At 42.8% G+C, this 13916-nt stretch carries 10 protein-coding genes and 1 pseudogene; 7 read left to right on the top strand and 4 right to left on the bottom strand.

What is annotated here, in order from left to right:
- Nucleotides 1-13: 13 nt before the first annotated feature.
- Nucleotides 14-1711, bottom strand: coding sequence for a Na/Pi cotransporter family protein (locus NXX38_RS02870; protein WP_074636458.1), 1698 nt, complete (start codon nt 1709-1711; stop codon nt 14-16).
- Nucleotides 1712-1793: 82 nt separating this feature from the next.
- On the opposite strand from NXX38_RS02870, the pseudogene NXX38_RS02865 reads away from it, so the two are divergent.
- Together NXX38_RS02865 and NXX38_RS02860 are read left to right on the top strand one after the other, a co-directional pair.
- Nucleotides 1794-3468, top strand: a pseudogene (locus NXX38_RS02865) (nucleoside kinase).
- Between the two features lie 217 nt (nt 3469-3685).
- Complete coding sequence (locus tag NXX38_RS02860; protein WP_258978578.1) at nt 3686-4087, top strand: hypothetical protein; 402 nt, start codon at nt 3686-3688, stop codon at nt 4085-4087.
- A 4-nt stretch (nt 4088-4091) separates the two neighbouring features.
- Here NXX38_RS02860 and NXX38_RS02855 read toward each other — a convergent pair whose 3' ends face one another.
- Together NXX38_RS02855 and NXX38_RS02850 are read right to left on the bottom strand one after the other, a co-directional pair.
- Nucleotides 4092-5402, bottom strand: a complete 1311-nt coding sequence (locus NXX38_RS02855) for an acetylxylan esterase (protein ID WP_167511886.1) — start codon at nt 5400-5402, stop codon at nt 4092-4094.
- 213 nt (nt 5403-5615) lie between these two features.
- A complete protein-coding gene (locus tag NXX38_RS02850) occupies nt 5616-6989 on the bottom strand; it encodes an aminopeptidase P family protein (protein ID WP_258978576.1) in 1374 nt (457 codons plus the stop codon).
- Nucleotides 6990-7127: 138 nt separating this feature from the next.
- Here NXX38_RS02850 and rpoN point away from each other — a divergent pair, with 138 nt between their 5' ends.
- The 5 genes from rpoN to NXX38_RS02825 all read left to right on the top strand — a co-directional run bounded on the left by rpoN (nt 7128) and on the right by NXX38_RS02825 (nt 12269).
- On the top strand, nt 7128-8615 hold the full coding sequence (gene rpoN / locus NXX38_RS02845; protein WP_074636450.1) for an RNA polymerase factor sigma-54: 1488 nt from the start codon (nt 7128-7130) through the stop codon (nt 8613-8615).
- 44 nt (nt 8616-8659) lie between these two features.
- Complete coding sequence (locus NXX38_RS02840) at nt 8660-9331, top strand: phosphatase PAP2 family protein (protein WP_074636447.1); 672 nt, start codon at nt 8660-8662, stop codon at nt 9329-9331.
- A 29-nt stretch (nt 9332-9360) separates the two neighbouring features.
- Nucleotides 9361-9741, top strand: a complete 381-nt coding sequence (gene gcvH, locus NXX38_RS02835) for a glycine cleavage system protein GcvH (RefSeq protein WP_074636444.1) — start codon at nt 9361-9363, stop codon at nt 9739-9741.
- Between the two features lie 51 nt (nt 9742-9792).
- On the top strand, nt 9793-10302 hold the full coding sequence (gene purE / locus NXX38_RS02830; RefSeq protein ID WP_004296231.1) for a 5-(carboxyamino)imidazole ribonucleotide mutase: 510 nt from the start codon (nt 9793-9795) through the stop codon (nt 10300-10302).
- A gap of 122 nt (nt 10303-10424) precedes the next feature.
- Nucleotides 10425-12269, top strand: a complete 1845-nt coding sequence (locus NXX38_RS02825) for a 4-hydroxy-3-methylbut-2-en-1-yl diphosphate synthase (RefSeq protein WP_217722363.1) — start codon at nt 10425-10427, stop codon at nt 12267-12269.
- Nucleotides 12270-12345: 76 nt separating this feature from the next.
- Here the strand turns inward: NXX38_RS02825 and NXX38_RS02820 are convergent, their stop codons facing one another.
- The gene (locus NXX38_RS02820; protein ID WP_074636440.1) at nt 12346-13668 is read right to left on the bottom strand and encodes an ATP-binding protein; all 1323 of its coding nucleotides are present in this window, start codon (nt 13666-13668) and stop codon (nt 12346-12348) included.
- Nucleotides 13669-13916 lie beyond the last annotated feature (248 nt).

Here is a 13916-nt window from a genome sequence, read left to right as displayed (position 1 = left end):
TTTATTTTATCTATTAAGAAGCTTTTTTCTCTTTCACATCACTGCTGGCTTCCACTACATTCACCACATAGTCACCAAGTTTTTCACATTCGGCGATGATATCCATGTAGTAAACTCCCATTTGATAATCATATTCTTTGTTGTTCACATCCAGAATATTTTGATTCTTCAATTGGTTGCGGTAGTTATTGATTTCGTTTTCAAGATTGAAGGATTTGTTAATGTCGATGCTTTGATGTTCCGGTTTCTCTACCACCACAATCATTTGAGCAAGTGCATCGTTAGTCAGTTTCATCATGAAGTGGATATGTTCGTATTGTTTTTCGGTAAAGTCCAGATTAGTCTGGCGTTTCCGGTTGATGGTACGTGCCAGGTTATAGCAGCTATCGCCGATGCTTTCGATTTCTGTCACTTCACGCAACATAGCACGTATTTGTAGCTTACTTTCAGAACTCAAACGGCCTTCGGACACCTGATTCAGGTAGTTGGCTATTTCAAGTTCCATATTGTCACTGATATTTTCATATTTCTCTATCCGGCTGAACAATTTATTAAAATCGTCATCCTTTTCCGTATGCAACAGATCCTGCACCATGCCGAACATCCGGTGTGTACGTTCTGCGAAAAGATGGATTTCCTTGCGTGCCTGAAGGATAGAAAGTTCGGCAGTGGAAAGCATACCGCCGGTGATAAATCGCAGGCGGGGTTCTTCGTCTTCTTCTTTCGGATGAATTAAAGCACATACGGTACGCTCAATCAGTTTCACAGCCCATATCAGTATACAAACGTTACAGATGTTGAAGATTGAGTGGAAAGCCGACAATTTGTAGGAGATGGCAACTTCCGGATTATTGCTTTGGAAAAAAGTATCTACTACCCAGTTTACCAGTTCCATGAAAGGATGGAAGACAATCAATACCCAGATAACGCCGAACACATTAAAAACAAAATGGGCCAATGCTGCCCGCTTAGCCTGTGTGTTGGCTGTAAGTGCGGCAAGATTGGCCGTGATAGTAGTTCCGATGTTTTCTCCCAATACGAGTGCCGCTCCCAGTTCCAGGCTGATCCATCCGTTGGCACACATAATTAATGTGATTGCCATGGTGGCTGCGGAGGCTTGCACAATCATCGTCAGTATCGTACCGATAAGCAAGAACAGAATGATGGAGAAAAATCCCATATCCGTATAGTTCTGTACGAAGGCAAGCATTTCCGGGTTGGCATTCAGGTCGGGTGCATTTGATTTCAGATAAGAAAGCCCCATGAAAAGGAAAGAAAAACCAAAAATGAATTCACCGATGGATTTGCGGTTACTTTTACCGGAGAAGATAAATGGAAGGGCGATGGCCAGGAGAGGAAGGGCAAAGGCAGCCATATCAACCTTAAATCCGAAAATTGAAATGATCCAGGCGGTTACGGTAGTACCGATATTGGCACCCATAATGACGCTGATGGATTCGGCGAGTGTGAGTAGTCCGGCGTTAACGAAACTGACGACCATTACCGTCGTTGCTGAAGAAGACTGGATAAGGGCCGTGATTAACACTCCTGTTAGAACTCCTGTTACCCGGTTGGTGGTCATTGCCGTTAGAATACTTCGCAATCTATCACCCGCGACCTTTTGTAAGCCCTCGCTCATGATTTTCATTCCGTAGAGGAAGAGTCCTAATGAGCCTATGAGCTTTAAAAAATCATAAAAAGAATATTCCATCTATAATATTTTTAATGGTTATTTGTTCTCTATCTGATTATAAGTATATTAGTACCAAATTATTCACCTTTTAACGAACTCGATGAAACAGATGTTACAAATATGTTGCAAAAATAACAATATTTCTAAAGAATTCCCTATCGGAAGCTCACTTTTGGATATTTATTACGGTTTTAATCTTAATTTTCCTTATCAAGTAGTGAGTGCCAAGGTCAATAATCGCTCCGAGGGACTTAATTTCAGAGTATATAACAATAAGGATGTAGAGTTTCTGGATGTGAGAGATCAGTCCGGTATGCGTACTTATGTCCGTTCGCTTTGTTTTGTCTTGTTTAAAGCTGTCACGGAATTGTTTCCCGAGGGAAAATTGTTTGTGGAACATCCTGTGTCAAAAGGCTATTTCTGTAATTTGCGGATTGGGCGCCCTATTGAACTTGAGGATGTGAAGCGTATCAAGCAACGGATGCAGGAGATCATTGCGGAAAATATTCCTTATCACCGCATTGAATGTCATACGGCAGAGGCAGTACGGGTTTTCAGTGAGCGGGGGATGAATGATAAAGTGAGGTTATTGGAAACTTCCGGTTCCCTTTATACCTATTATTATACGTTGGGTGATACTGTTGATTATTATTATGGTAATCTGCTGCCCAGCACCGGATATCTTAAATTATTCGATATTGTGAAGTATTATGACGGGCTGCTGCTCCGGATTCCGAGCCGGGAAAATCCGGATATGCTCGAAGAGGTCGTGAAACAGGAGAAAATGCTGGATGTCTTTAAGGAATATCTGAACTGGAGTTATATCATGGGACTTAATAATGCCGGAGATTTTAATCTTGCCTGTGAGGAAGGACATGCCACTGACTTGATTAATGTTGCGGAAGCATTGCAAGAGAAAAAAGATAGCGCAGATAGCCGATACTATTTTCCATCGTGGCGAAAATGGTAACCGGGTAAAACTGGTCTTGATTGCCGGACCGTCTTCTTCGGGAAAGACAACTTTCAGCAAACGGCTTTCTATTCAGCTGATGACAAATGGATTGAAGCCATTCCCGATCTCTTTGGATAATTATTTTGTAGACCGTGAAGAAACCCCTTTGGATGAAAACGGAAACTATGATTATGAATCACTTTATGCGCTCGATCTGGAATTGTTTAATCAACAGTTGCAGGCGCTTCTCCGTGGCGAAGAGGTGGAACTGCCCCGTTTTAATTTCTCTCTAGGCAAAAAGGAATATAAAGGGGATAAACTGAAAATAGAAGATAATACAATTCTGATTCTGGAAGGTATTCATGCCCTAAATCCGGAACTGACACCGCATATACCGGCTGAACGGAAATTCAAGATTTACGTTTCAGCATTGACCACTATTTCGTTGGATGATCATAACTGGATTCCGACTACCGACAACCGTTTGTTGCGCCGCATTATCCGCGACTTTAATTATCGGGGATACTCTGCACGTGAAACCATATCACGTTGGCCTAGTGTGCGTGCCGGTGAAGATAAATGGATATTTCCTTATCAGGAGAATGCTGATGTAATGTTTAATTCAGCACTACTCTTTGAATTTGCCGTACTTCGTTTGCATGCCGAACCTATTCTGATGGGTGTCCCGCGAAACTGTCCTGAATATTGTGAGGCCTACCGGTTACTGAAGTTTATCAAATATTTTATTCCGGTGCAGGATAAGGAAATTCCGCCTACTTCTTTGTTGCGTGAATTTTTAGGAGGAAGCAGCTTTAAATATTAAGTAGAAAAATTAGGATATATTCGTGATTTGTATTTCCTTTGCAGAAAATACAAATAAACCTTTTGTTGTAGTGAAGCAAAGGAACACAAAAATAAACAATATTTGAGTGATATTTAGGGAAAGAATGTTATGGTTGTTATACAAAACTTTAAAATATTGAACTTTTGATTGCTTTTGCTGTTAAGAAGGGACTACATGCAACAAAAAAAATGTGAATATGATTTTTTATAATAGTCTTTTAGCGAAGTGGTTCTTAGGAAAAGGGAAGAAACACTATTTTATGTTAGGCTGGTTTTTCTTTACCCGCTATAAATATCTGGAAGTCTGGGAAGAAATGGAACTACGGATTCATGCCAGACAGTATTGGGAATGTTGTTCTTTAACCCTGATACCAGCACTTATTTTATCAATCCTGTTTTCATGGTGGTGGATGGTGTTGCCATTCGTGACTTATCACATACTTTATTGGTTTGAAAAGATCCTCCGTCCTCATTCTATCTTTAATTGGGAGGCGATAAAGCATAGTGGCGATACGCTTTATCTCAGGAAGAGAAAAGCGTATGCCTGGAAGAAATGGTACGGGAAGAAAGAATTGCCCGCATCCAGATGGAATGATTAAAACTTCACTTTAAATGCTTCTTTATCCAAAGCAGATGTCCATACTCGGTATCGTTGGAAGTCCAATGCTCATTAATGGGAGTAATCAGTGCTTCTTTCGGACAGTCTAGTACATTGTATACGATGTAGCTGGTTGTCGGAGGACATACATCATCGTTGAATCCCCATGTCATATAGGTATCTGCTTTGATTAATTTCGCAAAGTTCACAACATCATAATAGGCCATTGTCTTTATTTTTTCAGGAGTATCCATATCTACCGAATTCCTGAAGAAATGAGGATATCCGCCGGCACGTCCGGCTTTATAGCCTGCCATGTCACTTAATGCAGGATGATTGGCGACACAGGCTGTCACCCGTTGATCCAGTCCGGCAGTGATTAATGCCAAGGCTCCTCCCTGGCTACCTCCTTGTGCTATTACGTTTTTACCATCCCATTCAGGTAGGGAAGTCAGGAAATCAATAGCGCGTACACAGGCCAGATATACCCGTTTCATATAATAATTGTCGCGGCTGTCGAGTCCATTGGTTAAGTAGCCGTTCTCTCTGCCATTAAAAGCATTGCTGATTTCTTTGAATGCTTCGTCACTCATTTCCGGATGAAGGCCGTGTATCTCCATCTCAAAACGGATGCAGCCTTGCTCTGCATAATATTTGTGTCGCAGTGGTTCTTTGATTGTTTTGATTCCTGCTCCCGGAGGGCATAATACAACCGGAAATTTGCCCTCTTTCTTGGGATAGAACAAATATCCGTAGACGCATTGCCCGCGTTTGTTCAATTGCAATTTTACGAGATAACAATCTATTTTATCGGTTGAGTATTTTTCTACATGCTCTTTGGTGTACGTTAGAGGAAATTCTTTTTGTTCCGCTTTTGCTTTTTCCCAGAATTCATTGAAATCCGAAGGCATGGTAGTATATGGAAGAAGCTTTTCCGGCGAAAAACCGACTTTTACATGATGTGAGTAAGTCTTTCCATCTACGGTCGCTTTCAGCCGGCAATCACGGAATCCGGGTTCTTTCATTGTGCCGAGAGGAATTACGGCTTTGCCGTTTTTCAAAGTCACACTCCCTTTGGTGTCAGCGTTAGGCATCATGTCTCCCCCTATTTCATAGGTGACGGTTACGTTATCCCTGGGTATACCATATTTATAGAATTGTACTTCTACAGTTGCTTTTTCTCCTGTTTGATAGAGCCAGTCGGCATGGTTGGGAACTGTGACCCAAAGAACGTCACTTCTATAAGGGTAGTTTTCGGCTACGGCGGATAACAAAGTTAGTGACAATAGCCATACGGATAAAAGTAGTCTCTTCATGGTGTTATTCATTGTTTTTATGGATTTGAAATAGTAAGTTGTTTTAATTCTGTTGCAATATTACGCAAGATTCGGGAAAAGGAGGGTAGAAAAAATGTGATTTTAGATGGACTATTTGGTACTCTGACAAAAATAGCGGAAGTTTTTCACCCGGATGAAAAGCTTCCGCTATTGAACAGAAGAAAGGTTCTTCTTTTATCAGGATGGAACCTTTTATCTTAAGGCTTCCACCTCTTCCGGTGTCAATGGAATCTTTTTGCCTAATCGGCGGGCACCGGTTTCTGTAATCAGATAATCTTCTTCATTGCGGATACCACCGAAGTTTTTATAAGTTTCCACTACATCATAGTTAATGAAATCAGTGAACTTCTTTTCTGCTTTCCACATATCGATCAATTCAGGAATAAAGTAAATACCCGGTTCTACGGTATGTACAAATCCCGGCTCCAATGGGATGGCGAGGCGTTGCGATTTGCGACCGAACTGTGTGCTCTTCGGCTGGCCGTTGTAACCTACCCATATCTCTCCCAGATTCTCCATATCATGTACATCCAATCCCATCATGTGACCTAATCCGTGTGGATAGAACAACGCATGGGCACCTTCGCGTACAGCATCCTCGGTATTTCCTTTCATCAATCCGAGCGTCTTTATGCCATCCACCATGACGCGGGCCGACAGTTCGTATACGTCCATATAAGGAATACCCGGGCGGAGAGCTTTTACAGATTCCAGGTGCATCGCATTCTGAATTTCGTATACTTCACGCTGACGGGTGGTGAACTTCTTATCGGCAGGAATGGTAGACGACATATCACCCGCATAACCGGATTCAACTTCTGCACCGGCGTCGATTAAGAACAAATCACCCGGCCTCACTTTATTTCCGTGATAATGGTTGTGCAGAGTCTGCCCGTTGATAGTGGCGATGGTGGCGAATGAAAGTTGGCAGTTGTTAGATTCGGCCACCCGGTTCATTTCAGCTACCACTTCATATTCATACATACCCGGACGAAGTACCTTCATGGCTGTAATATGCATATCGGCAGTAACATCGCAAGCCTTTTCTATCTCTGCGATTTCTTCTGCAGATTTATAGTTGCGTTGAGCGATCACGGCACGGATGAATGGAACAGAACCTTCCTGATGTGCGGGAGGAATACCCAGCCAGTCCATCAGCTTCAGCTTATGTTCAGGACGGTAAGGAGGCAGATAGTGAACTGCTTTCCCTTTCTGCACACACTGATGGAGATAGCTTACAATGTCAGCAGACGGCATCAGATTTTTTACGCCTACACGTTCGCATTTTTCGTGCAATGTCGGTTGTGACCCCATCCATACGATTGCGTCGATAGACAACTCATCACCAAAGATGATTTCTTTGTCTTCATCTATATCGATAATAGCCGAAAGTCCGGCACATGAAAGTCCGAAATAATAAAGGAAAGTGGAATCCTGACGATAACGGAACGTGTTATCTTCGTAATTCAGTCCGCACTCGTCATTTCCGAGAAATAACAACACTCCGGAGCCTAAGTTCTTTTTCAGCAGGGCTCTCCGCTGCATATACGTTTCTTTGGCAAACATATGGTCCTAGTTTTTAAGTTCGTGCAACAAAGATAACGAATTTTGTGTTATAGGATTAAAAATTATCTCCCTAATCTGTGTAATCTCTCGTTAAAAAGTTACTTTTGTAGCGAGAAACAGTAGAAAGCAAAAACGAATATGGCACAAGGTTCCCGTCAAATACAATCTCAGGCGCAACAGCAGGTACAGACGCTCTCGCCCCAGCAGATTCTGGTCGTGAAACTGTTGGAGCTTCCCGCAGTAGAGCTGGAAGACCGTATCCATGCTGAACTGCTTGAAAATCCGGCACTTGAAGAAGGTAAAGAAGAGAATGCTACGGATGATGAATATTCTGATACCGACAATGCAGAGGATGGCATGGATAGCGATGCCAACGACTATGATTCTTTGAGTGACTATCTGACAGAAGACGATATTCCCGATTATAAATTGCAAGAGAACAACCGTTCGAAAGATGAACAGGCGGAGGATATTCCATTTTCCGACTCCACCTCTTTTTATGAAATCCTGAAAGAACAGTTGCGTGAACGCAACCTGACAGAGCACCAGTGTGACTTGGTGGAATATCTGATCGGTTCATTGGATGATGACGGATTGCTTCGCAAATCTTTGGAAAGTATCTGCGACGAACTGGCGATTTATGCCGGTATCGAATCGACCGAGGAGGAACTGGAAGAAGCATTGAGCATCTTACAGGACTTCGATCCGGCAGGTATCGGTGCGCGTAGTCTTCAGGAATGTCTGTTGATACAGATTTGCCGGAAAAAAGAAGAAGAGAAAACTCCCAGTCCTATCTTGAATCTGGAAGAAAGGATTATCAGAGAATGTTACGAAGAATTCACCCGTAAACATTGGGAGAAGATTATAAAGAAACTGGATATTGATGAAGAGACTTTCCGGGAAGCCATTACTGAAATAACCAAACTGAATCCACGTCCGGGTGCTTCTTTGGGAGAAGCAATCGGCAGGAATCTCCAACAAATAGTTCCCGACTTTATGGTGGAAACGTATGATGACGGAACCATCAATGTAAGCCTCAATAACCGCAATGTTCCCGAACTCCGTATGAGTCGTGATTTCACGGAAATGGTGGAGGAGCATACAAAAAACAGGGCCAACCAGTCTAAGGAATCTAAAGAAGCGATGATGTTTCTGAAACAGAAAATGGATGCGGCACAAGGATTTATCGATGCTGTCCGTCAGCGTCAGAATACCTTGATGACTACCATGCAGGCGATTATCGACCTGCAACGTCCTTTCTTTTTGGAAGGAGATGAATCGCTGTTGAAGCCGATGATTCTGAAAGACGTGGCGGAACGTACGGGATTGGATATTTCGACCATCTCCCGTGTGAGTAACAGTAAATATGTACAGACGAATTACGGTATCTATCCGCTCAAATACTTTTTCAGCGACGGATATACTACAGAGGATGGCGAAGAGATGTCTGTCCGTGAGATTCGTAAGATTCTGAAAGAGTGTATTGAAGGCGAGGACAAGAAGAAACCCCTGACCGATGATGAATTGGCGGATATATTGAAGGAGAAAGGGTATCCCATTGCCCGCAGGACAGTAGCCAAATACCGTCAACAGCTGAATATCCCCGTAGCACGACTGCGGAAATGAGAGTTTTTTAAGTATTAAGTATAAAGTATTAAGTATTAGTGCTGATGGACAGAGAGAGAGAACATATCATAGCGGATAAGACGATGTTGCAGGTGGCGAGAGTCACTTCGATGGTCTTTACTCCATTTTCTATTCCGTTTTTATCGTTTCTGGTGTTATTCCTGTTTTCTTATCTTCGTATCATGCCGATACAATATAAGTTGATAGTGTTGGGAATCGTTTACTGCTTCACCATACTGACACCTACTATTACCATTTTCCTGTTTCGTAAAATCAATGGATTCGCCCGTCAGGAGTTGAGTGAACGTAAGAAACGTTATGTGCCTATCCTGCTGACCATCATCTCGTATGTGTTCTGCCTGCTGATGATGCGCAAGCTGAATCTCCCGTGGTATATGACCGGTATCATTCTTGCTTCTCTGGTAGTGTCCATCATTTGCATTGCGGTAAACCTGAAATGGAAGTTGAGCGAACACATGGCAGGAATGGGCGGAGTGATCGGGGGATTGATCTCTTTCAGCGCCTTGTTCGGTTACAATCCGGTCGCATGGCTATGCCTGTTTATTTTGATTGCCGGTATATTAGGTTCTGCGCGCATTGTGTTGGGGCATCACACGCTGGGTGAGGTTCTTTCCGGTTTTGCTGTCGGTCTGATATGTGCCCTTTTGGTACTTCATCCGGTGAGTAACATCTTATTTCGAGTATTTTTATTTTAAAACAGTATAAATCCTAAAAACTAATCATTATGAATTTTCCACAGAATTTGAAGTACACGAACGAACACGAATGGATTCGCGTTGAAGGAGACATTGCATACGTTGGTATCACCGATTATGCACAGGAACAATTGGGCGATATTGTGTTCGTAGATATCCCGACTGTTGGTGAAACGTTGGAAGCCGGTGAAACTTTCGGAACGATTGAAGTAGTGAAAACTATTTCCGATCTTTTCCTGCCTGTAGCAGGTGAGGTGCTCGAACAAAATGAAGCATTGGAAGAAAACCCGGAACTGGTAAATAAAGATCCCTATGGCGAAGGTTGGCTGATTAAAGTGAAACCGGCCGATGTAAAAGCGGTAGAAGATTTGCTGGATGCCGAAGCCTATAAAGCTGTGGTAAACGGATAATTCTTACCGTACTTAAATTGTAAATAGTAAATTGTAAAATAGTAAATTGAAATGACTCCAATTGTAAGTATTATCATGGGCAGCACGTCCGACCTTCCTGTTATGGAGAAGGCTGCACAGCTACTGAATGATATGCATGTACCGTTCGAAATGAACGCTCTTTCTGCTCACCGCACGCCAGAGGCTGTGGAAGAGTTTGCGAAGAATGCCCGCAACCGTGGCATTAAAGTAATTATCGCTGCTGCCGGAATGGCTGCCGCCCTTCCCGGTGTGATTGCGGCTAATACTACATTGCCGGTGATCGGAGTACCTGTAAAAGGTTCCGTGCTCGATGGTGTGGACGCACTTTATTCTATCATTCAGATGCCTCCGGGCATTCCTGTAGCAACGGTTGCCATTAACGGAGCGATGAATGCCGCTATCCTTGCCATCCAGATGCTGGCATTGAGCGATGAGAAACTGGCAGAAGCTTTTGCTGCTTACAAGGAAGGACTGAAAAAGAAAATCGTAAAAGCAAACGAAGAACTGAAAGAAGTGAAGTTTGAATATAAAACAAACTAATGTGATTTACGATTTGACAATTTACGATTTACGATTGAAATATCTTCGCGAATCGTTTATTGTCTGCATATTTGTTATACCCAAAGTGCTTTTAATCGTAAATCGTTAAATCGTAAATTAAAATGGTTGATCTATTCAATTATTTTCGAAGAGAAACCACAGAAGTAAATATTGGGGCTGTGCCGTTGGGCGGCCCCAATTCTATTCGTGTCCAGTCAATGACAAACACGTCTACGCAGGATACACAGGCTTGTGTGGAACAGGCGAAACGTATTGTTGATGCAGGTGGAGAGTATGTCCGCCTCACAACCCAGGGCATCAAAGAAGCCGAGAACCTGATGAACATTAATATCGGACTGCGTAGCCAGGGATATATGGTTCCGTTGGTTGCCGATGTGCATTTCAATCCGAAAGTGGCGGACGTGGCTGCTCAATATGCGGAAAAGGTGCGAATCAATCCGGGAAATTATGTAGATGCTGCGCGTACTTTTAAGAAACTGGAATATACAGACGAGGAGTATGCGCAGGAAATACAGAAAATCCATAACCGGTTTGTCCCGTTCCTGAATATCTGTAAAGAGAATCACACGGCTATCCGGATCGGAGTAAATCATGGCTCTCTGTCCGACCGTATCATGTCCCGTTATGGCGATACCCCCGCAGGAATGGTGGAGTCCTGCATGGAGTTTCTCCGTATCTGTGTAGAGGAAAACTTCACAGATGTGGTGATTTCCATCAAGGCCTCCAATACGGTGGTCATGGTAAAAACCGTCCGTCTGTTGGTAGACGTCATGGAGAAAGAAGGGATGGCTTTCCCGTTACACCTCGGAGTGACAGAAGCCGGAGACGGAGAGGATGGGCGTATCAAGTCTGCCCTTGGCATCGGTGCATTGTTGAGTGACGGATTGGGAGATACCATTCGGGTATCTTTGAGTGAAGCTCCTGAAGCTGAAATCCCGGTGGCCCGCAAATTGGTGGATTATGTTCTGTTGAGGCAGGACCATCCTTATATCCCGGGATTGGAAGCGCCGGAATTTAATTATTTGTCTCCCGAACGCCGCAAGACAAAAGCTGTCCGTAATATCGGAGGTGAACATGTGCCTGTGGTTATTGCCGACCGCATGGACGGGAAGACAGAGGTAAATCCGCAATTCACACCGGACTATATTTATGCCGGAAGAGCTTTGCCCGATCAACGGGAAGACGGAGTGGAATATATTCTTGATGCGGATGTATGGCAGGGAGAAGACGGAACTTGGCCTGCATTCAATCATGCACAGTTGCCGTTAATGGGAGAATGCAATGCGGAGCTTAAATTCCTGTTTATGCCCTATATGGCACAAACGGACGAAGTGATAGCCTGCCTGAAACATCATCCGGAAGTGGTGGTGGTTTCCCAAAGCAATCATCCGAACCGTTTGGGTGAGCACCGTGCACTGGTTCATCAACTAATGACGGAAGGTTTGCAAAATCCGGTTGTCTTCTTCCAGCATTATTCGGAAGATGATGCGGAGAATTTGCAGATAAAGTCCGCAGCCGATATGGGAGCCTTGATTTTTGACGGTCTTTGTGATGGCATCTTCCTGTTCAATCAGGGCAACTTGAGCCATGCCGTGGTCGATGCCACTGCTTTCGGAATCTTGCAGGCTGGACGTACCCGTACCTCCAAAACGGAATATATATCTTGTCCCGGTTGCGGCCGTACACTTTACGACTTGGAAAAGACCATTGCCCGTATCAAGGCAGCCACTTCACATTTGAAGGGACTGAAGATCGGTATCATGGGATGCATCGTGAATGGTCCCGGTGAGATGGCAGATGCAGACTACGGCTATGTAGGAGCAGGACGGGGGAAAATCAGTCTCTATAAAGGTAAGGTGTGCGTAGAGAAAAATATTCCTGAAGAAGAGGCGGTGGAACGACTTCTGGAGTTTATCCGGACAGATCGGGAAGAAAACCAACAATGATATTATATTGGGCACGGAATGCAGGTGATGAGGTACTGATCTCATAGAAAACCTGTAATCCGTGCCTGACTAAGTACTACATATCTTCCAACGACAAACACATTGTTTCAATGGTATAACGAGGCAGTAGCTTTTTCTTCAAATGTTCAACTTTCTGTTCCAGCAACTCCGGCTTAAAATTTTTACGTTGGCGTTTTACTTCAGCAACTACTGCTTTGTTTTTTTCAAGACAGAGTGCAACAATGTCTATCTCGTTTTGATTCCCTTTGGCTTCCCACCATGACCCGATAGCACGGAATTGATAACTTTCAGCGAATTTCTGTTTGAAGTAAAGTTCTAATATCTTTCCGCTGTAGGTTGGATAATCAGCTTCTATGATATTACGCAGCCCTACAAAGTTTTTAATTTCTATCAATGAACGGTTACGGTCGAAGTAATTGAACCAAAACCTAATAAAATTATCGCATATTTCATATCGGACAGTTGTTGAGCTTTCTTTAGCTAAAATGGGACGTTGGCGTATGATAATATTATAATCGTCTATCAAGCGTTTCAGATAGCCGCCTACGCTTTTTTCTCCTAGTGTTGCCTCAATTTCTGCTTGTGTATTTCTACCTCCGGCAATTGCACTTAAAATAGAAAAGTAGGTCCCGTAATTTTTCCCAAATTCTTCTATCAACAGATTTTTTCCTTCTTCGGTAAAGGGAGAATTGTCGCGAGCCATAAAATGGATCATGCTTTCCACGTGGAGCGTATGGTTGTCACAAAAAAGTTCCACGTATTTAGGTACCCCGCCAGTAAAAGTATAAAGTGCTAAAAGATCATCATTCGAATGTGCCGGGGCATATTCACACATGATTTCTTTCAGAACAGAGAGCTTGAATGCTGACAGCTTGATTATGTTATCAGCTCTTCCGAAGAGCGGCTCTTTATTGTCTTGGAAAATTCTCTGCATCAGAGAATAGATGGAACCACTGACGATCAAATTCATGTGTGAGGACTTCCGATATTGGTCCCAAATATTTTGCATATCGCTGAATATGGATTCATTAATAGTATAGAATTCCTGAAATTCATCAATAACCAGATTGAAAGTCCGTTGAGTCGAAAGCTGCATTAGGTATTGGAATAAGTTTCGGAAACTTCTGATTTCTGTCGGAACAAAGATTTGCAGGGCTTGTGCGATAAGTGGGATGAATTCTTCGCACAAGGTTGCCTCATTTTTACGTCCTATAAATAGATAGACAGTGGGAGTCTGTTCAACAGCTTTCATGATGAGGCTTGTCTTCCCAATTCTACGGCGACCGGTAACGACTGTCATTCTTGAACTTTCCTCAAATGCCAATTTCTGAATTCGTTTTAACTCTTTTAGTTCTTCTTCTCTATTATAAAACCTCATAGTCTGTGAATTGTATTAGTAACCGTGGTTACTGTAACCACGGTTACAAAGATATTTATTCTTAAGAGAACGGCAAACTTTTTCTTTCTTTTTATAAATTCTTTGCCCTTCCCTATTAAAAACTTTATGATTATCTCTATTGATTTATACCTGTTTTATTGTCAAACTGTCAGGATGATATTTAAGTATATGAATATCAGTATTATATCACCTGACAATAGATGCTGATAATAGGCTGACAATAAAAT

The sequence above is a fragment of the Bacteroides sp. BFG-637 genome (genome assembly GCF_024793605.1).
GTDB lineage: Bacteria > Bacteroidota > Bacteroidia > Bacteroidales > Bacteroidaceae > Bacteroides > Bacteroides vicugnae.
Note: the sequence above shows the minus strand (reverse complement) of the source record. Positions and strands in the feature narration are given on the sequence as shown.